Below are 18,611 nucleotides of genomic sequence, written 5' to 3' on the forward strand. Positions count from 1 at the left end.
TTGGCGCGCTGCTAAAGAGATAGATTATGAGCCTGACCATTACCCCGATTAGCTCTGCCCTTGGCGCCCAGATTGCTGGCGTCGACCTGACTCAACCCTGAGTCCGGAACACCGTGATGCCATCGAGCAGGCGTTGCTGGCGCATCATGTGGTGTTCTTCAAGCATCAGTCGATCACGCCGCAGCAGCAGGCACGTTTTGCTGCCAACTTCGGTGATCTGCATATTCATCCAATTTATCCCAACGTACCGGAGCAGCCAGAAGTGCTGGTGCTGGATACGGCCGTGACCGACGTGCGCGACAACGCGGTGTGGCATACCGACGTGACCTTTTTGCCGACGCCGGCGATGGGGGCGGTGCTGAGTGCCAAGCAGTTGCCGGCTTTTGGTGGCGACACCTTGTGGGCGGGCGGGATCGCCGCTTTTGAAGGGTTGTCCAGGCCACTGCAAGTTTTGCTGGAAGGGCTGACTGCAACCCACGACTTCACCAAGTCGTTCCCGCTGGAGCGTTTCGGTTCGACCCTGAAGACCTTGCGCGCTGGGAGCAGACCCGCAAAAACAACCCGCCGTTGTCGCACCCGGTGGTTCGCACCCACCCGGTGAGCGGTCGCAAATCGTTGTTCGTCAATGAAGGCTTTACCACCAAAATCAATGAGCTTTCAGAAGCTGAAAGCGAAGCGATCCTCAAGTTGTTGTTTGCCCATGCGACGCGCCCCGAGTACACCATTCGCTGGCGCTGGGAGGAAAATGACGTGGCGTTTTGGGACAACCGTTCTACCCAGCATTACGCCGTGGACGATTACCGCCCGAACCGCCGCGTGATGCACCGTGCGACGATTTTGGGTGATGCGCCGTTCTGATGAACACCGCATGAGGTGTTCATCAGGGATCCTCGTACCAGCTGACGAGCGGAGCGAGGCTGCGTCCGGCTGCGAAGCGGCCGTAAAATCTGAGACCCGGTTTTAACTGGCTCACCGCAGGTGTATGTTTTCGCGGCTGCTGCGCAGCCGGACGCAGCCTCGCTCCGCTCGTCAGCTGCTACGCAACGTCTAGCGGCTGCAGCTTTCACGCTTGGGCAAAAACGGCGGCAAGTACAACCCCAGGTAAGCATCCACTACACGTATGCCTTCTTCGGCCATGCGCGGGGTGATGCTGTCGTGCAGTTGGATGGAGCGCGCATATACGCGGTCGCCCAGCTCCATCGCCAAGGCAAATACGTCCACGTCCTGTGGCAGTGCCGGCAACTCAAAATGGCGCATAAATAAACCATGCATCAACTGGCCCAGCTCCAGGTCGTGCTGACGGTCTGCCTGGGTTACTTCGGTGAGACCATGCTGGGCCAGGATCAGTTGCCGGGCAGCGGCATCTTCGCTGTAAATCGTCAGCATGCGCAGCTCAACGAGGCGCGACAGGTCTCGCCAGTCCCTCAACGCTTCATGCTCAATCGGCTCTTGCAGGCAGGCGCGGAACGCCGCATGCACATCTGCGGTCAAGGCTTCGAGGAGCGCGGGCACACCGGCGAAAAAGTGATAGACCGACGACGGCGGGATTTCAGCGCGTTCGGCCACGCTGTAAATCGACAGGCTGGACACCCCTTCTTCTGCCAGCAGTGTGCGGGCAGCATTGAGTATCGAATCGATCCGGACCTGGCTGCGAGCGCGTGACTTTCGAGGTGTGGCAAGGCGCGTCATGGGTGTCTCCTGCGGGGCAGTGCGCATTGTACGAGCCTTGGGCCCATAAAAAACGCCGCAGGCCGTGAGGCCTGCTGCGTTCCTTGTGGACTGCAAACGCTTACACGGTATGCAGATACCAGTTGTATTCGAGGTCGGAGATGGAGTGTTCAAACTCTTCCAGCTCGCTCTCTTTACAGGCGACAAAGATATCGATGTATTTCGGGTCGATATATTTGGCCATTACTTCGCTGTCATCCAACTCGCGCAATGCATCACGCAGGTTGTTTGGCAGGCTTTGCTCGTTCTGCTCGTAGCTGTTGCCTTCGACTGGCGCACCCGGTTCGATCTTGTTGGTCAGACCGTGGTGAATACCGGCCAGTACCGAGGCCATCAACAGGTATGGGTTGGCATCGGCACCGGCAACCCGGTGTTCGATACGTACCGAGTCGGACGACCCGGTAGGTACGCGAATCGCCACGGTACGGTTGTCCAGGCCCCAGCACGGCGAGTTCGGCACGTAGAACTGTGCGCCGAAACGACGGTACGAGTTGACGTTAGGGCAAAGGAACGCCATCTGCGCCGGTAGGGTCTCGAGCACACCGCCGATCGCGTGACGCAATGCGGCGTTCTGCTCGGGATCCTCGCTGGCAAAAATATTTTTGCCTTCTTTGTCCAGAATCGAAATATGAACGTGTAGTCCGTTGCCCGCCTGGCCCGGGTAAGGCTTGGCCATGAACGTGGTGTCCATCTCATGGTCATAGGCGATGTTTTTGATCAGTCGCTTGAGCAGTACCGCGTAGTCGCAGGCCTTGATCGGGTCGGCAACGTGGTGCAGGTTCACTTCGAACTGCGCCGGGGCACTTTCTTTAACGATGGCGTCAGCCGGGATGCCTTGTTCTTTGGCACCTTCCAGAATGTCCTGGAGGCAGTCGACGTATTCATCGAGGTCGTCGATCAGGTAAACCTGAGTCGAATGTGGACGTTTGCCGGAGATCGGCGAGCGTGGAGGTTGCGGGCGACCGTTAACGTTCTCCTGGTCAATCAGGTAGAACTCCAGCTCGAAAGCGGCGCAGATGGTCAGGCCCATCTCGTCAAATTTGGTAACAACTTGACGCAGCACTTCGCGAGGGTCGGCGAAGAAAGGTTCACCTTCTAGTTCGTGCATAGTCATCAGCAGTTGCGCGGTTGGGCGCTTTTGCCAAGGTTCATTGCACAGGGTGTCCGGGATGGGATAACAGATTCTGTCTGCGTCACCGATATCCAGACCCAGGCCGGTGCTTTCCACCGTTGAGCCATTGATATCAAGTGCAAACAGAGAGGCAGGCAGGTTGATGCCTTTCTCGTAAACCTTGTGGAGGCTGGTGCGTTCGATGCGCTTGCCGCGCACCACACCATTCATATCCGCAATTAGAAGGTCTACGTACAGAACCTCAGGATGATCCTTAAGGAACGCGTTCGCTTCGTTAAGCTGAACGGCACGCGGGGGTACCGACATGATGCAACACCTTTGTTGTTAAAAATATCAATCATTGAGCGCTACGGGTTTCAGTCAACCCGAACGGCATACCGAAGTCAAGCTGCCTGTTTTATGCCCTTAAAAAGCGCCTAAAGGCCATTTTTGACGCTTTTTGGGGCGTCTTTGACCTTTTTGAACGCTTGGCGCCCGCAGGCTTGAGCGGGCCGTGTTGTATTTTTTACGGGGGTGTTGTGTAAAAAAATGAACAAGGCTAAGCTCGATTCAAACCCATAACAGCAATAATACCGGGGTGTTACATGTCACGCCTGCCGTTAATCGGCGTCACCGCCTGCACCAAGCAGATCGGTTTGCATCCTTATCACATCACTGGCGATAAGTACGTGCGAGCAGTTGCAGTGGCTGCCAAAGGCTTGCCTCTGATCATACCGTCACTGGCGGAATTGATTGATCCGACCGATATTCTTGACGGTCTGGACGGCCTGCTCTTTACCGGGTCTCCTTCCAATATAGAACCCCATTTGTATCACGGCCCTGCCAGCGCGCCTGGCACGCTGCATGATCCTGACCGTGATCGCACTACCCTTCCCTTGATTCGTGCTGCTATTGCAGCTGGCATTCCGGTGCTCGGGATTTGTCGCGGCTTTCAGGAATTAAATGTAGCTCTGGGTGGCTCACTTCACCAGAAATTGCACGAAGTCGAAGGCTTTATCGAGCACCGCGAAGACCCCAGCGCCCCTGTTGAAGTGCAATACGCTGCGAGCCACGCCATGCACGTTCAGCCGGGCGGCATCCTGGCTGGTCTAGGATTGCCGGCTGAGTTCGAGGTCAACTCGATTCATACCCAGGGTATTGAGCGCGTAGCGCCAGGCCTACGGGTTGAAGCCCTGGCGCCGGACGGCCTGGTCGAAGCCGTTTCGGTAAAAGACGGCAAGGCTTTTGCTTTGGCGGTTCAGTGGCACCCCGAATGGCAGGTAAGCTCTAACCCGATTTATCTCGCCATCTTTCAGGCGTTTGGAAATGCCTGTAGAAGGCGCGCTACACAACGCGACGCGGATGCGTCAGTAAACGCCTGACTTATTCAAGTCAGGACACTCAGCCCAGAGGCATTTATGAGTAACAACCTCGACCAGCTCACCGATTGGTTGAAAGACCACAAGATCACAGAAGTCGAATGCATGATCGCCGACCTCACCGGGATTACTCGCGGGAAGATTTCGCCGACCAACAAGTTCATTGCCGAAAAAGGCATGCGCCTGCCCGAGAGCGTATTGCTGCAAACCGTTACGGGCGACTATGTCGAAGACGACATCTATTACGAGCTTCTGGACCCGGCCGATATCGACATGATCTGCCGTCCCGACCAGAACGCAGTATTTGTGGTGCCGTGGGCCATCGAGCCAACCGCTCAGGTGATTCACGACACCTACGACAAGCAGGGCAACCCGATTGAGTTGTCGCCGCGCAACGTGCTTAAAAAGGTTCTCAAACTCTACGCCGATCACGGCTGGCAGCCGATCGTGGCGCCAGAAATGGAGTTCTACCTGACCAAGCGCAGCGACGACCCGGACTACCCGTTGCAGCCTCCGGTGGGTCGCTCCGGTCGCCCGGAAACCGGTCGTCAGTCCTTCTCTATTGAAGCGGCCAACGAATTCGATCCGCTGTTCGAAGACGTTTATGACTGGTGCGAACTGCAAGAGCTGGATCTGGACACGCTGATCCACGAAGACGGCACGGCGCAGATGGAGATCAACTTCCGTCACGGCGACGCACTGTCGCTGGCCGACCAGATTCTGGTGTTCAAGCGCACCATGCGCGAGGCTGCGCTCAAGCACAACGTGGCCGCGACCTTCATGGCCAAACCGATGACCGGTGAGCCTGGCAGCGCCATGCACCTGCACCAGAGCATCATTGATATCAACACCGGCAAAAACGTCTTCTCCAATGAAGACGGGACCATGAGCCAGCTGTTCCTCAACCATATCGGTGGGCTGCAAAAGTTCATTCCAGAGCTGCTGCCGCTGTTTGCCCCGAACGTGAACTCGTTCCGCCGTTTCTTGCCTGATACCTCGGCACCAGTAAACGTGGAGTGGGGCGAAGAGAACCGCACCGTGGGCCTGCGCGTGCCGGATGCCGGCCCGCAAAACCGCCGTGTCGAAAACCGCTTGCCGGGCGCCGATGCCAACCCGTATCTGGCGATTGCTGCCAGCTTGCTGTGCGGTTATATCGGCATGGTCGAAGGCATCAACCCGAGCGCGCCTGTGGTCGGTCGTGGTTATGAACGTCGCAACTTGCGCCTGCCGTTGACCCTTGAAGAGGCACTGGCACGCATGGAAGGCAGCAAGACTGTCGAGAAGTACCTGGGCACCAAGTTCATCACCGGTTACGTGGCAGTCAAACGTGCCGAACATGAAAACTTCAAGCGCGTCATCAGTTCGTGGGAGCGGGAATTCCTGCTGTTCGCCGTCTGACACGCTGGAGGGGCGCGCCTGGGAGGCGCGGTCCCTCCTCTACTGACTAAAGGAGAGCTGTATGACCAACAAAAACCCGCAAACCCTCCAATGGCAACAACTGAGTAACGACCACCATCTGGCCCCGTTCAGCGACTTCAAACAGTTGAAAGAAGTCGGCCCACGCATCATCACTCATGCCAAAGGCGTGTACCTGTGGGACAGCGAAGGCCACAAGATTCTCGACGGCATGGCCGGCCTGTGGTGTGTTGCCATCGGCTATGGCCGTGACGAACTGGCCGATGCCGCTAGCAAGCAAATGCGCGAACTGCCGTACTACAACCTGTTTTTCATGACCGCTCACCCGCCGGTACTTGAACTGTCCAAAGCCATCGCCGAGATCGCGCCTGAAGGCATGAACCACGTGTTCTTCACCGGCTCAGGCTCTGAAGGCAACGACACCATGTTGCGCATGGTTCGCCATTACTGGGCGATCAAGGGCCAGCCCAACAAGAAAACCATCATCAGCCGCAAAAACGGCTACCACGGCTCCACCGTGGCGGGCGCGAGCCTGGGCGGCATGACCTACATGCACGAACAGGGCGACTTGCCGATCCCTGGCATCACCCACATCCCGCAGCCGTACTGGTTCGGCGAGGGTGGCGACATGTCCCCGGAAGAGTTCGGCATCTGGGCCGCCAATCAGCTGGAAGAAAAAATCCTCGAACTGGGCGTCGACAATGTCGGGGCCTTTATTGCCGAGCCGATCCAGGGCGCAGGCGGCGTGATCGTTCCTCCTGCCACCTACTGGCCGCGCATCAAGGAAATTCTGGCCAAGTACGACATCCTGTTTGTTGCAGATGAAGTGATTTGTGGCTTTGGTCGTACCGGTGAGTGGTTCGGTAGCGATTTCTACGACCTCAAACCGGACATGATGACCATCGCCAAGGGCCTGACCTCGGGTTATATCCCGATGGGTGGCCTGATCGTGCGCGATGAAGTGGTTGCGGTACTGAACGAAGGTGGCGATTTCAACCACGGTTTCACCTACTCGGGTCACCCGGTAGCGGCAGCAGTGGCACTGGAAAACATCCGCATCCTGCGCGAAGAAAAAATTATCGAGACGGTTCACGCCGAAACGGCACCGTATTTGCAAAAGCGTTTACGTGAACTGAACGACCATCCGCTGGTGGGCGAAGTGCGCGGTGTTGGCATGCTGGGTGCCATTGAATTGGTGCAGGACAAAGCCACGCGCAAACGTTACGAAGGCCGTGGTGCTGGCATGATCTGCCGACAGTTCTGTTTCGCTAACGGTCTGATCATGCGCGCCGTAGGCGACACCATGATTATTTCGCCGCCGCTGGTGATCAGTAAAGACGAGATCGACGAGCTGGTGACAAAGGCGCGCAAGTGCCTGGATCTGACCTTGGAAGCACTGCAAGGTTAACTGCTAGGCTTCGGGCGCAAGACAACTGCGATCCTAAAGCAGGTAATTGCGCTCTGGGCCTTAAGAATCAAGGCTTTCCCTTGAAAGCCTGCCCCAGATCTTGCCAGACTTGCCGCCGGCTTTAGTCACCTTGAGATCAGGTCGCTGAATCGGTGGTTTAAAAGAACAATTGGAGCATTACAGATGAAGGCATCAGGTTTGAAAAAAGTTGGCAAGACACTTCTCGCCCTCTCCTTGATGGGTGTGATGGCCGGGGCAGCTCAAGCGGCAGACAAAGTACTGCACATCTACAATTGGTCCGATTACATCGCACCCGACACCGTTAAAAAATTCGAAGACCAGACCGGTATCAAGGTGGTCTACGACGTGTTCGACAGCAACGAGACCCTTGAGGCCAAGCTGCTGGCGGGCAAGTCCGGCTACGACATTGTCGTGCCATCCAACAATTTCCTGGCCAAGCAGATCAAGGCCGGGGTTTACCAGGAACTGGACCGCTCCAAGCTGCCTAACTGGAAAAACCTCGATCCTGCGTTGCTCAAGGCCGTTGGCGATGCCAGCGACAAAGACAACAAACATGCGTTCCCGTACATGTGGGGCACCATCGGTATTGGGTACAACCCTGAGAAGGTCAAGGCCGCTCTAGGTGTCGACACCATCGATTCCTGGGACGTGCTGTTCAAGCCGGAGAACGCTGCCAAGCTCAAAAGCTGCGGCATAAGCTTCCTCGACTCGCCGACCGAAATGCTCCCGGCCGCCCTGCATTACCTGGGCTACCCGACCGATTCGCAAGACAAGAAACAATTGGCTGAAGCCGAAGCGCTGTTCCTGAAAATTCGTCCTTCGGTTGGCTACTTCCACTCGTCCAAGTACATCTCCGACCTTGCCAACGGCAACATCTGCGTAGCCGTGGGTTACTCGGGTGACCTTGAACAGTCCATTTCCCGCGCCAAAGAAGCCGGTGACAAGGTCAAGCTCAAGTATGTGATCCCTAAAGAAGGTGCTGGCAGCTTCTACGACATGGTCGCCATTCCCAAGGATGCCGAGAACGTTGACGCCGCTTATGCCTGGATGAACTTCCTGATGCAGCCTGAGATCATGGCCGAGATCACTAATAGCGTGCGTTTCCCGAACGGTAACAAGGCTGCAACGCCGCTAGTGAATAAAGACATCTCTGGCGACCCGAGCATTTACCCGTCCGATGACGTGAAGGCCAAGCTGTACGCAATCAGCGATTTGCCGCCAACAACCTTGCGTTTGTTGACGCGCAGCTGGACCAAAATCAAGTCAGGCAAGTAACTACCTGTAGCCGCTGCCGCAGGCTGCGATTGAGCCCGAAGGGCTCACGCTGTTTTCGGTCACTTGAAGGCCCTTCTGGCCTTATCGCAGCCTTCGGCAGCGGCTAAAAAATCAGGTAAGTGCTTAATAAATAGCGGAAAACTTTGCTGTGTCGGTTTATCGAGGGTAAGTTGCGCGCCGGTTTTGTCTTTGGCGGCTCGGCTGCCGTGTGACGCGGGCAACTCAGGCCCAACTATATTGAGGACCATCACGTGTCTATATCTTTGTTTCGCAAGACCTTGCTGGTCGGAGCCGGTTTGACGCTTGCCGTCAGCGTACAAGCGGCACCTACAGTGCACATTTATAACTGGTCGGACTACATCGCACCGAACACGCTGAGTGATTTCGAAGCCGCTACCGGTATCAAACCGGTGTATGACGTGTTCGACTCCAACGAAACCCTTGAAGGCAAATTGCTGGCCGGGCGTACCGGTTATGACGTGGTCGTTCCGTCTAACCATTTCCTGGGCAAGCAGATCAAGGCGGGCGCGTTCCAGAAGCTCGACATGTCGCAGTTGCCGAACTATTCCAACCTCGACCCGGCCCTGCTCAAGCGCCTTCAGGCCAACGACCCGGGTAACCAATATGCCGTGCCGTACCTGTGGGGCACCAACGGGATTGGTTACAACGTCGATAAAGTCAAAGAAGTACTGGGGGTCGACAGCATTGACTCCTGGGATGTGGTGTTCAAACCCGAGAACATGAAGAAGCTGACCAAGTGCGGCGTAGCCTTCCTGGATTCGGCTGATGAAATGCTGCCTACCGTACTCAACTACCTGGGCCTGGATGCCAACAGCACCAACCCCAAGGACTACAAAAAAGCAGAAGCAACACTGATGTCGGTGCGTCCATACGTCACCTACTTCCACTCTTCCAAATACATTTCCGACCTGGCCAACGGCAACATCTGTGTGGCGATTGGCTTCTCCGGTGATGTATTCCAGGCCAAGGCTCGGGCCGCAGATGCCAAGAAAGGCGTGAATATCGCGTATATCGTGCCCAAGGAAGGCGGCGCGCTGTGGTTTGACATGCTGGCCATCCCCAAGGATTCCAGCAACGTCAAGGAGGCTCACGCGTTCATCAATTACCTGCTCAAGCCTGAAGTGATCGCTCAAGTCAGCGACTATGTTGGTTATGCCAACCCCAATCCTGCGGCTGACAAGGTGATGGATGAGTCCATTCGTACCGACGAAGCGGTTTACCCAACCCAGGCGGTGCTGGACAAAACGTACGTTTCAACCGAGTTACCGCCGAAAGTACAGCGTCTGATGACGCGTACGTGGACCAAGGTCAAGACGGGCAAGTAATCTCGCAAGACCACCTATCCAAGGCTCGATCATCTAGGTCGGGCTGCTAAATTTGTTGGGAGTTTCGTAATGGCTGTTGCCTCCGGCGCCTATAAGAAAGCCCTCGAGGGCGACCAGACACCTAAGCAGGTGCTGGTCAAAATCGACCGGGTCACGAAAAATTCGACGAGACGATTGCCGTGGACGACGTGTCCCTGGAAATCAACAAGGGCGAAATTTTCGCCATGCTCGGCGGATCGGGATCGGGCAAATCTACCTTGCTGCGCATGCTGGCAGGCTTCGAGCGCCCAACAGAGGGTCGTATTTTCCTCGACGGTGTCGACATCACTGATATGCCGCCCTATGAGCGCCCGATCAACATGATGTTCCAGTCCTATGCATTGTTCCCGCATATGACCGTGGCGCAAAACATCGCCTTCGGCCTCAAGCAGGACAAAATGTCCAACGCCGAGATCGATGCCCGCGTCGGCGAAATGCTCAAGCTGGTACACATGAACCAGTACGCCAAGCGCAAACCGCATCAGTTGTCTGGCGGTCAGCGTCAGCGTGTGGCCTTGGCCCGTTCGTTGGCCAAGCGTCCGAAACTGCTGCTGCTCGACGAGCCGATGGGCGCACTGGACAAAAAACTGCGTTCGCAGATGCAGCTCGAGCTGGTAGAGATCATCGAGCGCGTCGGCGTGACCTGCGTCATGGTGACCCACGACCAGGAAGAGGCCATGACCATGGCCCAGCGCATTGCCATCATGCACCAGGGCTGGATCGCCCAGATCGGCAGCCCGATCGATATTTACGAGACCCCGGTCAGCCGCCTGGTCTGCGAGTTCATCGGTAACGTCAACCTGTTCGACGGTGAAGTGGTCGACGACGCTGAAGGCTATGCGCGCATCAAGTGCCCGGAGCTGGAGAACGACATTTACGTCGGTCACGGTGTCAGTACCTCGGTGGAAGACAAACACACCACTTACGCCATTCGCCCGGAAAAAATGCTCGTCACCACCGAGAAACCGGCCTGCGAATACAACTGGTCGCGTGGCAAGGTGCATGACATCGCCTACCTTGGCGGGCACTCGGTGTTCTACGTCGAGCTGCCGAGCGGCAAGATCGTCCAGTCGTTTGTAGCCAACGCCGAACGCCGTGGCGCCCGCCCGACCTGGGACGACGAAGTCTACGTCTGGTGGGAAGACGACAGCGGCGTGGTACTGCGCTCATGAACATGCGAAAACTCAAACGCCGACTGCAACGAATAACCCCCGGTGGCCGCCATATGGTCATCGGGATTCCATTCCTGTGGCTGTTTTTGTTCTTCATGCTGCCGTTCTTTATCGTACTGAAGATCAGTTTTGCCGAAGCTGACGTCGCCATTCCGCCGTACACCGAGATCTACAGCTACGTCGACCAGAAGGTCCAACTGCTGCTGAACCTGGGCAACTACGCCATGCTGGGCGACGACGAGCTGTACATCGCCGCCTACCTGGGGTCGTTGAAGATGGCCTTTTTCAGCACGGCGTTGTGCCTGCTGATCGGTTATCCGATGGCCTATGCCATCGCCAATGCGCGCAAAGAGATGCAGACCGTGCTGGTGCTGCTGATCATGATGCCGACCTGGACCGCGATCCTGATCCGCGTGTATGCCTGGATGGGCATCCTCAGCAACAACGGTCTGCTCAATGGTTTCCTGATGTCGATGGGCTGGATCAGCGAGCCGCTGCAGATTCTCAACACCAATATCGCGGTGTATATCGGCGTCGTGTATTCGTACCTGCCGTTTATGATCCTGCCGTTGTATGCCAACCTCGTAAAACACGACACCAGCCTGCTGGAAGCCGCGTCTGACCTGGGTTCGAGCACTTTCAACAGCTTCTGGAAAATCACCGTTCCGCTGTCCAAAAACGGCATTATCGCTGGCTGCATGCTGGTGTTTATCCCGGTGGTGGGCGAGTTCGTGATCCCGGAACTGCTGGGCGGGCCGGAAACCCTGATGATCGGTAAAGTGTTGTGGCAAGAATTCTTCAACAACCGTGACTGGCCGGTAGCCTCCGCGCTTGCCGTGGTGATGCTGGCGATCCTGATCGTGCCCATCATTCTGTTCAACCGCAGCCAGGCTAAAGAGCTGGAGGGCAAGATATGAATCGCTTCCGTTTTTCGAGCTTTATGCTGGTTGCAGGGCTGCTCTTCATCTACCTGCCGATGTTGATTCTGGTGATCTACTCGTTCAACGCCTCCAAGCTGGTAACGGTGTGGGGCGGCTGGTCCCTGAAGTGGTACGTGGGCTTGCTGGATAACACGCAACTGATGGGCTCGGTCATGCGTTCGCTGGAGATTGCCTGCTACACGGCGATTGCAGCGGTGGCGCTGGGTACTCTGGCGGCGTTTGTACTGACCCGCATCAGCCACTTCAAGGGTCGCACCCTGTTTGGCGGCTTGGTGACGGCGCCGTTGGTAATGCCGGAAGTGATCACCGGTCTGTCGCTGTTGCTGTTGTTCGTGGCCATGGCGCAGATGATTGGCTGGCCGCAAGAACGCGGTATCGTCACCATCTGGATCGCCCACACCACGTTCTGCTCGGCCTATGTGGCCGTGGTGGTGTCGTCGCGACTGCGTGAACTTGATCTGTCGATCGAAGAAGCAGCCATGGACCTGGGTGCCAAACCGTGGAAAGTGTTCTTTTTGATCACCATCCCAATGATCGCGCCGTCACTGGCTGCGGGCGGCATGATGTCGTTCGCCCTGTCGCTGGACGACCTGGTATTGGCCAGCTTCGTGTCGGGACCGGGGTCCACGACCCTGCCGATGGAAGTGTTTTCGGCGGTGCGTCTGGGGGTTAAACCCGAGATCAACGCCGTGGCCAGCCTGATTCTACTGGCGGTGTCGTTGATGACCTTTATGGTGTGGTTCTTCAGCCGCCGAGCTGAAGAGCACCGTAAAAAAGCCATTCAGCAAGCCATCGACGAGTCGACGGCTGAGTCCTGGAAGCAGCCTGACGTGCGTCGGCCGCAGCCTACAAACGCGGTTTAAGCGCAGTTCATAAAAAACCTCGCCTCCTGTGAAAGGGCGGCGAGGTTTTTTATGGGGCAGGAAACACAGCAATTTTTTGTAGCCGCTGCCACAGGCTGCGATGGAGTGCGCAGCAGTCCCTCAGAAGGACCTGCGGTCCTTATCGCAGCCTGCGGCAGCGGCTACACAATCATCTAAGGCTTGGCGACTTTCCAGGCGCCGTCCATTTTACCGTCGCCGGTCATGTCGCCAGCAGCCTTGTCCATGACAAAGGTGTACAGCGGCTTGCCGTCGTAGGCCCACTGCATGGTGCCGTCATCACGCTTGACCATGGTCCACTTGCCCATGTCGTTATGATTACCTTCGACCATCAGCGGCGGCCAGTTGGTCGCGCACTTGTCGTTGCACATGGATTTGCCACCCGCATCCTTGGCGAAGGTGTAGAGCGTCATGCCTTTGTGGTCGACGAGCATGCCATCTTTGGTCATCGCCGGATCAGCTGCAAACGCCAGCCCTGGCAAGGTGAATGCTGCGGCTAGCAGCAATGTCTTTAGGGAAAGCGAACTAGAGGTCATCGGAATCGTCCTTTATGTGGTTGTACGATTTGAACTCAAAGCGTAGTTCACTAACCTACAGAACGCGTCCGATACCCAAAGCTGTCACACGACTGCAATAATTCCGTTATCTAATGCGCCACAAGACAGTTAAATGACACGAGGGTTACGGCATGGTTGGCAGGAGCATTTTGATCGTTGATGACGAGGCGCCGATTCGTGAGATGATCGCCGTGGCCTTGGAAATGGCGGGCTACGACTGCCTGGAAGCCGATAATGCTCAGGACGCTCACGCCATTATCGTGGACCGTAAACCGGACCTGATTCTGCTCGACTGGATGCTGCCCGGCGGCACGTCCGGCATCGAGTTGGCCCGACGCCTCAAGCGCGAAGAGCTGACCAGTGATATTCCGATCATCATGCTGACGGCCAAAGGTGAAGAGGACAACAAGATTCAGGGCCTGGAAGTCGGCGCTGATGACTACATCACCAAGCCGTTTTCCCCACGTGAACTGGTAGCCCGCCTCAAGGCCGTACTACGCCGCGCAGGCCCGGCCGATGCAGAATCCCCTATCGAGATCGGTGGCTTGCTGCTCGATCCGATCAGTCACCGTGTGACCATCGACGGCACCCCGGCCGAAATGGGCCCTACTGAATACCGCCTGCTGCAATTCTTCATGACCCACCAGGAGCGTGCCTACACGCGTGGCCAATTGCTCGACCAGGTCTGGGGCGGCAACGTGTACGTGGAAGAGCGCACCGTGGACGTGCACATCCGCCGCCTGCGCAAAGCGCTCGGTGAGGCATACGAAAATCTGGTACAAACCGTGCGTGGCACCGGTTACCGGTTTTCGACCAAGGCCTGATACCGGCTTTATCTGATCCAACGGCAAGCAAGGACCCGCGCGACGTGAATCAAAACTGGCATGGCACTCTGATTCGTCATTTGTTGCTTCTGGTCGCCACCTGCCTGGTGGTCGGGTTGCTCAGTGGCTATTACGGCTGGAGCCTGGCCATAGGCCTGGCGTTCTATCTGGGCTGGACCCTCAAGCAGTTGTTGCGTTTGCACGAGTGGCTGCGCCAGCACAAACCCGACGAAGCACCGCCCGATGGTTATGGCCTGTGGGGCGAGGTGTTTGACAGCATCTACCACCTGCAACGCCGCGATCAGCGGGTACGCGGGCGCCTGCAAGCGGTAATCGATCGGGTGCAGGAGTCTACGGCAGCCCTTCAGGACGCGGTCATCATGCTCGATAGCGACGGCAACCTGGAATGGTGGAACCGCGCTGCAGAGACATTGCTGGGCCTGAAGACGCCTCAGGACAGCGGTCAGCCAGTGACCAATCTGGTGCGCCACCCGCGCTTCAAGGAATACTTCGAGCAGGACAACTACAGCGAGCCTCTGGATATCCCTTCGCCGGTCAACGATCACCTGCGCATCCAGCTCTACATCACTCGCTACGGTAACAACGAACACCTGATGCTGGTGCGCGACGTGACGCGGATTCATCAGCTGGAGCAGATGCGTAAAGACTTTATCGCCAACGTATCCCACGAGCTGCGCACGCCATTGACGGTGATCTGCGGCTATCTGGAAACCCTGCTCGATAACGTCGATGACGTGAACCCGCGTTGGAAGCGCCCGCTGTCGCAAATGCAGCAACAGGGTGAACGCATGCAGACCTTGCTCAACGATTTGCTGCTGCTGGCCAAGCTCGAAGCCACGGACTACCCGTCTGATAACCAGCCGGTGGCCATCGACACGTTACTGCGCTCGATCAAAAGCGATGCCCAGGCCTTATCCGGGCAACGCAATCAGACCATTACCCTCGACGTCGAGGCCGATTGCGCGCTCAAAGGCAGTGAAGCCGAGTTGCGGAGCGCATTTTCCAACCTGGTTTTTAATGCAGTCAAATACACCCCGGATGGCGGCAGTGTGCGCATTCGCTGGTGGGCAGACAGCACGGGTGCGCACCTGAGCGTGCAGGATTCGGGTGTGGGCATCGACAAAAAACACTTGCCGCGCCTCACTGAACGCTTCTACCGCGTCGACTCCAGCCGCAACGCCAGCACGGGCGGCACCGGGTTGGGGTTGGCCATTGTCAAACATGTGCTGTTACGCCATCGCGCACGTCTGGAGATCAGCAGCGTGTTGGGTCATGGCAGTACGTTTACCTGCCATTTCGCCCCGGTTCAGGTGGCCAAACCACGACTGCAGACGCAGGTTGACTAGGCCCTGTGGCCTTTTCCCACTAGGCAAGGGCCACATCAGCCGTTACATTGCTTGGCCTTACCTCCCTATTTGTAACGACGGAACCCGTAAAACTCCATCATGGACCCTTCCCCTGGCTTGACCCTCGCGACACTCTTCGCCGACTTCGGCATGATTCTTTTTGCTCTGATCCTGGTTTTGCTCAACGGTTTTTTCGTTGCGGCCGAATTCGCCATGGTCAAACTGCGCTCCACCCGGGTCGAGGCCATCGCCGACGTCAACGGCTGGCGCGGGCAGATCCTGCGCACCGTGCACAATCAGCTCGACGCTTACCTCTCGGCTTGCCAATTGGGTATTACCCTGGCATCGCTGGGCCTGGGCTGGGTCGGTGAACCGGCGTTCGCTCACATCCTGGAACCGCTGCTGGGTGCAATCGGTGTCGAGTCGCCTGAAGTAATCAAGGGCGTATCGTTCTTTGCCGCCTTCTTTATTATTTCGTACCTGCACATCGTGGTTGGCGAGCTGGCTCCCAAGTCGTGGGCCATCCGCAAGCCAGAGACCCTTTCGCTGTGGACCGCCGTGCCGCTGTACCTGTTCTACTGGGCCATGTACCCGGCTATTTACCTGCTCAACGCCAGCGCCAACGCGATTTTGCGGATTGCCGGTCAAGGTGAGCCTGGCGCTCACCACGATCACGCCTACAGCCGCGAAGAACTCAAACTGATCCTGCACTCGAGCCGTGGTCAGGACCCGAGCGACCAGGGCATGCGCGTGTTGGCTTCGGCGGTCGAAATGGGCGAGCTGGAAGTGGTCGACTGGGCCAACTCCCGCGAAGACCTGGTGACTCTGGATTCCAAGGCACCGCTCAAGGAAATCCTGGCGCTGTTCCGTCGCCACAAGTTCAGCCGTTACCCGGTGTACGACGCCGATACCAATACTTTCGTCGGCCTGCTGCACATCAAGGACCTGCTGCTTGAGCTGGCTGACCTTGATCACTTGCCAGAGACGTTCAACCTTGAAGAGCTGACCCGGCCGCTGGAACGCGTATCGCGGCATATGCCGCTGTCGCAATTGCTTGAGCAGTTCCGCAAGGGCGGCGCGCACTTTGCCCTGGTCGAAGAAGCTGACGGCAAGGTCGTGGGCTACCTGACTATGGAAGACGTGCTGGAAGTACTGGTTGGCGATATCCAGGACGAACACCGCAAGGCCGAGCGCGGCATCCTGTCTTATCAGCCCGGCAAACTGCTGGTACGCGGTGACACACCGCTGTTCAAGATCGAGCGCCTGCTGGGTGTGGATCTGGACCACGTAGAGGCCGAAACCGTCGCAGGCCTGATCTACGACACCCTCAAGCGGGTACCCGCCGAAGAAGAGCAACTGGAAGTCGAAGGTTTGCGCATTATCATCAAAAAGATGAAAGGCCCGAAAATTGTATTGGCCAAGGTTCTTAAGCTGGATTAAAGACCGTATGACCTGTAGCCGCTGACGAGGAACGAAGGCTGCGATCGGCGGCGCAGCCGTCGTAACATCAGGTTATCCGGTGTTCCAGGCACTCCTCTTGTTCATGTTCTGCGACGGCTTCGCCGCCGATCGCAGCCGCGCTGCTCTCCTCAGCGGCTACAAACCCTCCTGTAAGATTTTTTACCGGCGAAAGCTGGTTGAAAGCTTCCCCCTCTAGCATCAGGTCATCACCGGCAACAGACCGGTTGGCCTGGCATGCGCATAACACGCAGTCAGAGCCCTACTACAACAATAAGGGTGACTTTCATGCTGACCTTCCTTGGCTTTGCCATGGTCATTACATTTATGTACCTGATCATGACCAAGCGCCTTTCCGCCCTGATAGCCCTGATTCTGGTACCCATCCTGTTTGCCGTGTTCGGTGGTTTTGCGCCGAAAATCGGGCCGATGATGCTTGAAGGCATCACCAAGCTTGCCCCGACCGGGGTGATGCTGATGTTTGCCATTCTCTACTTTGCTCTGATGATCGATTCGGGCTTGTTTGACCCGGCGGTGCGCAAGATCCTCAAGTTGGTCAAAGGCGACCCGCTGAAGATCTCGGTGGGCACTGCGGTGCTGGCACTGGTGGTCTCTCTGGATGGCGACGGCGCGACCACTTACATGATTTGCGTGGCAGCTATGCTGCCGCTCTACAGCCGTATCGGCATGAGCCCGCGGATCATGGCTGGCCTGATCATTCTGGCGGGTGGCGTGATGAACATGACGCCCTGGGGCGGCCCGACCGCCCGGGCGGCCAGTGCGCTGCATGTCGACCCTTCGGATATCTTTGTGCCAATGATCCCGGCAATGCTCGCTGGCTGTGTGGCGATCCTGGCTATCGCCTGGTTCTACGGCAAGCGTGAGCGTGCGCGTCTGGGTGAGCTGCACCTGCACGGCGATGGTGATGAAATCGACCACAGCGAAATCAGCGTCTCGCAATACCCGGATGCCCGTCGGCCAAAATTGATCTGGTTCAACGGCGCGTTAACCCTGGCGCTGATGGTCGCCCTGATCGCCGGTTTGCTGCCTCTGCCCGTGCTGTTTATGGTCGCGTTCAGCATCGCGATGATCGTCAACTACCCTTGCCTGCAACAGCAAAAAGACCGCGTCGCGGCACATGCGGGTAGCGTATTGGCGGTAGTCGGGCTGATTTTTGCGGCAGGTATCTTTACTGGCATCCTGTCGGGCACCGGCATGGTCGACGCCATGTCCAAAAGCCTGCTGGCCGTGATCCCGCCTGTGCTCGGGCCTTACCTGGCGGTAATCACCGCGCTGGTGAGCATGCCGTTCACCTTCTTCATGTCCAACGATGCGTTCTACTACGGTGTACTGCCTGTGTTGGCAGAAGCCGCCAGCCATTACGGCATCACCGCGGCCGAAATGGCCCGCGCCTCGATTGTTGGCCAGCCTGTGCATTTGCTCAGCCCGTTGGTGCCATCGACCTACTTGCTGGTGGCTCTGGCTGGTATCGAGTTTGGTGATCACCAGCGCTTCACCCTGAAATGGGCAATTCTGGTGTGCATGTGCATCATGGTTGCGGCGTTGCTGCTGGGGACATTCCCGCTGTTCAGTACGCTGTAACACATCTGTCATACCCCCTGTGGGAGCGGGCTTGCTCGCGATGGCATCGACGCGGTCATTCAGATAAACCGCGTTGCCTGCATCGC

14 protein-coding genes and 2 pseudogenes are annotated in these 18,611 nt (G+C 57.2%); 13 read left to right on the forward strand and 3 right to left on the reverse strand.

The window, feature by feature from the left end; translation table 11 throughout:
- The first annotated feature begins 26 nt into the window (after window positions 1-26).
- Window positions 27-858: pseudogene (gene tauD, locus U5A05_RS00220) on the forward strand (taurine dioxygenase).
- A gap of 189 nt (window positions 859-1,047) precedes the next feature.
- Here tauD and U5A05_RS00225 read toward each other — a convergent pair.
- Together U5A05_RS00225 and U5A05_RS00230 are read right to left on the reverse strand one after the other, a co-directional pair.
- Window positions 1,048-1,689 carry a TetR/AcrR family transcriptional regulator gene (locus tag U5A05_RS00225; protein WP_261740370.1) on the reverse strand — a complete coding sequence of 214 codons (642 nt, stop codon included), beginning with the start codon at window positions 1,687-1,689 and terminating at the stop codon, window positions 1,048-1,050.
- Between the two features lie 100 nt (window positions 1,690-1,789).
- On the reverse strand, window positions 1,790-3,166 hold the full coding sequence (locus tag U5A05_RS00230; protein WP_261740371.1) for a glutamine synthetase family protein: 1,377 nt from the start codon (window positions 3,164-3,166) through the stop codon (window positions 1,790-1,792).
- Window positions 3,167-3,444: 278 nt separating this feature from the next.
- Between U5A05_RS00230 and U5A05_RS00235 the strand changes: the two genes are divergently transcribed.
- The 8 genes and pseudogenes from U5A05_RS00235 (at window position 3,445) to U5A05_RS00270 (ending at window position 12,699) form a co-directional block, all read left to right on the forward strand.
- A complete protein-coding gene (locus U5A05_RS00235) occupies window positions 3,445-4,221 on the forward strand; it encodes a gamma-glutamyl-gamma-aminobutyrate hydrolase family protein (protein ID WP_261740372.1) in 777 nt (258 codons plus the stop codon).
- Window positions 4,222-4,257: 36 nt separating this feature from the next.
- Window positions 4,258-5,616 (forward strand): glutamine synthetase family protein, encoded by a 1,359-nt coding sequence (locus U5A05_RS00240; RefSeq protein WP_261740373.1) that lies wholly within the window; start codon window positions 4,258-4,260, stop codon window positions 5,614-5,616.
- Window positions 5,617-5,677: 61 nt separating this feature from the next.
- A complete protein-coding gene (locus tag U5A05_RS00245; RefSeq protein ID WP_261740374.1) occupies window positions 5,678-7,042 on the forward strand; it encodes an aspartate aminotransferase family protein in 1,365 nt (454 codons plus the stop codon).
- A gap of 198 nt (window positions 7,043-7,240) precedes the next feature.
- Window positions 7,241-8,338: a polyamine ABC transporter substrate-binding protein gene (locus tag U5A05_RS00250; protein ID WP_321836556.1), complete on the forward strand. Its 1,098-nt coding sequence runs from the start codon at window positions 7,241-7,243 to the stop codon at window positions 8,336-8,338.
- A 251-nt stretch (window positions 8,339-8,589) separates the two neighbouring features.
- Window positions 8,590-9,684, forward strand: a complete 1,095-nt coding sequence (locus U5A05_RS00255; RefSeq protein ID WP_261740376.1) for a polyamine ABC transporter substrate-binding protein — start codon at window positions 8,590-8,592, stop codon at window positions 9,682-9,684.
- 69 nt (window positions 9,685-9,753) lie between these two features.
- A pseudogene (gene potA, locus U5A05_RS00260) lies at window positions 9,754-10,895 on the forward strand (polyamine ABC transporter ATP-binding protein).
- Window positions 10,892-11,812, forward strand: a complete 921-nt coding sequence (locus U5A05_RS00265) for an ABC transporter permease subunit (RefSeq protein WP_321835186.1) — start codon at window positions 10,892-10,894, stop codon at window positions 11,810-11,812. Before potA ends, U5A05_RS00265 begins: the two are co-directional and overlap by 4 nt.
- A complete protein-coding gene (locus tag U5A05_RS00270) occupies window positions 11,809-12,699 on the forward strand; it encodes an ABC transporter permease subunit (protein ID WP_321834606.1) in 891 nt (296 codons plus the stop codon). Before U5A05_RS00265 ends, U5A05_RS00270 begins: the two co-directional genes overlap by 4 nt.
- A 173-nt stretch (window positions 12,700-12,872) precedes the next feature.
- Here U5A05_RS00270 and U5A05_RS00275 read toward each other — a convergent pair whose 3' ends face one another.
- A complete protein-coding gene (locus tag U5A05_RS00275) occupies window positions 12,873-13,253 on the reverse strand; it encodes a COG4315 family predicted lipoprotein (protein WP_261740377.1) in 381 nt (126 codons plus the stop codon).
- 152 nt (window positions 13,254-13,405) lie between these two features.
- Here U5A05_RS00275 and phoB point away from each other — a divergent pair, with 152 nt between their 5' ends.
- The 4 genes from phoB to U5A05_RS00295 all read left to right on the forward strand — a co-directional run bounded on the left by phoB (window position 13,406) and on the right by U5A05_RS00295 (window position 18,525).
- Window positions 13,406-14,098, forward strand: a complete 693-nt coding sequence (gene phoB / locus U5A05_RS00280) for a phosphate regulon transcriptional regulator PhoB (RefSeq protein ID WP_016782809.1) — start codon at window positions 13,406-13,408, stop codon at window positions 14,096-14,098.
- A gap of 44 nt (window positions 14,099-14,142) precedes the next feature.
- Window positions 14,143-15,465, forward strand: coding sequence for a phosphate regulon sensor histidine kinase PhoR (gene phoR, locus U5A05_RS00285; protein ID WP_321835188.1), 1,323 nt, complete (start codon window positions 14,143-14,145; stop codon window positions 15,463-15,465).
- A gap of 99 nt (window positions 15,466-15,564) precedes the next feature.
- Complete coding sequence (locus tag U5A05_RS00290; protein WP_261740379.1) at window positions 15,565-16,905, forward strand: hemolysin family protein; 1,341 nt, start codon at window positions 15,565-15,567, stop codon at window positions 16,903-16,905.
- Between the two features lie 306 nt (window positions 16,906-17,211).
- Entirely contained in the window at window positions 17,212-18,525 is a 1,314-nt protein-coding gene (locus U5A05_RS00295; RefSeq protein ID WP_321835190.1) for a CitMHS family transporter, read from the forward strand.
- Window positions 18,526-18,611 lie beyond the last annotated feature (86 nt).

The sequence above is a fragment of the Pseudomonas kulmbachensis genome, assembly GCF_963681935.1.
Classification (GTDB): Bacteria; Pseudomonadota; Gammaproteobacteria; order Pseudomonadales; family Pseudomonadaceae; genus Aquipseudomonas; species Aquipseudomonas kulmbachensis.

Excerpts from the sequence above, each read along its gene's own strand:
- U5A05_RS00225 (WP_261740370.1), bottom strand. The coding sequence starts at position 1,689 with ATGACGCGCCTTGCCACACCTCGAAAGTCACGCGCTCGCAGCCAGGTC.
- U5A05_RS00230 (WP_261740371.1), bottom strand. The coding sequence starts at position 3,166 with ATGTCGGTACCCCCGCGTGCCGTTCAGCTTAACGAAGCGAACGCGTTC.
- U5A05_RS00235 (WP_261740372.1), top strand. The coding sequence starts at position 3,445 with ATGTCACGCCTGCCGTTAATCGGCGTCACCGCCTGCACCAAGCAGATC.
- U5A05_RS00240 (WP_261740373.1), top strand. The coding sequence starts at position 4,258 with ATGAGTAACAACCTCGACCAGCTCACCGATTGGTTGAAAGACCACAAG.
- U5A05_RS00245 (WP_261740374.1), top strand. The coding sequence starts at position 5,678 with ATGACCAACAAAAACCCGCAAACCCTCCAATGGCAACAACTGAGTAAC.
- U5A05_RS00265 (WP_321835186.1), top strand. The coding sequence starts at position 10,892 with ATGAACATGCGAAAACTCAAACGCCGACTGCAACGAATAACCCCCGGT.
- U5A05_RS00270 (WP_321834606.1), top strand. The coding sequence starts at position 11,809 with ATGAATCGCTTCCGTTTTTCGAGCTTTATGCTGGTTGCAGGGCTGCTC.
- U5A05_RS00275 (WP_261740377.1), bottom strand. The coding sequence starts at position 13,253 with ATGACCTCTAGTTCGCTTTCCCTAAAGACATTGCTGCTAGCCGCAGCA.
- phoB (WP_016782809.1), top strand. The coding sequence starts at position 13,406 with ATGGTTGGCAGGAGCATTTTGATCGTTGATGACGAGGCGCCGATTCGT.
- U5A05_RS00290 (WP_261740379.1), top strand. The coding sequence starts at position 15,565 with ATGGACCCTTCCCCTGGCTTGACCCTCGCGACACTCTTCGCCGACTTC.
- U5A05_RS00295 (WP_321835190.1), top strand. The coding sequence starts at position 17,212 with ATGCTGACCTTCCTTGGCTTTGCCATGGTCATTACATTTATGTACCTG.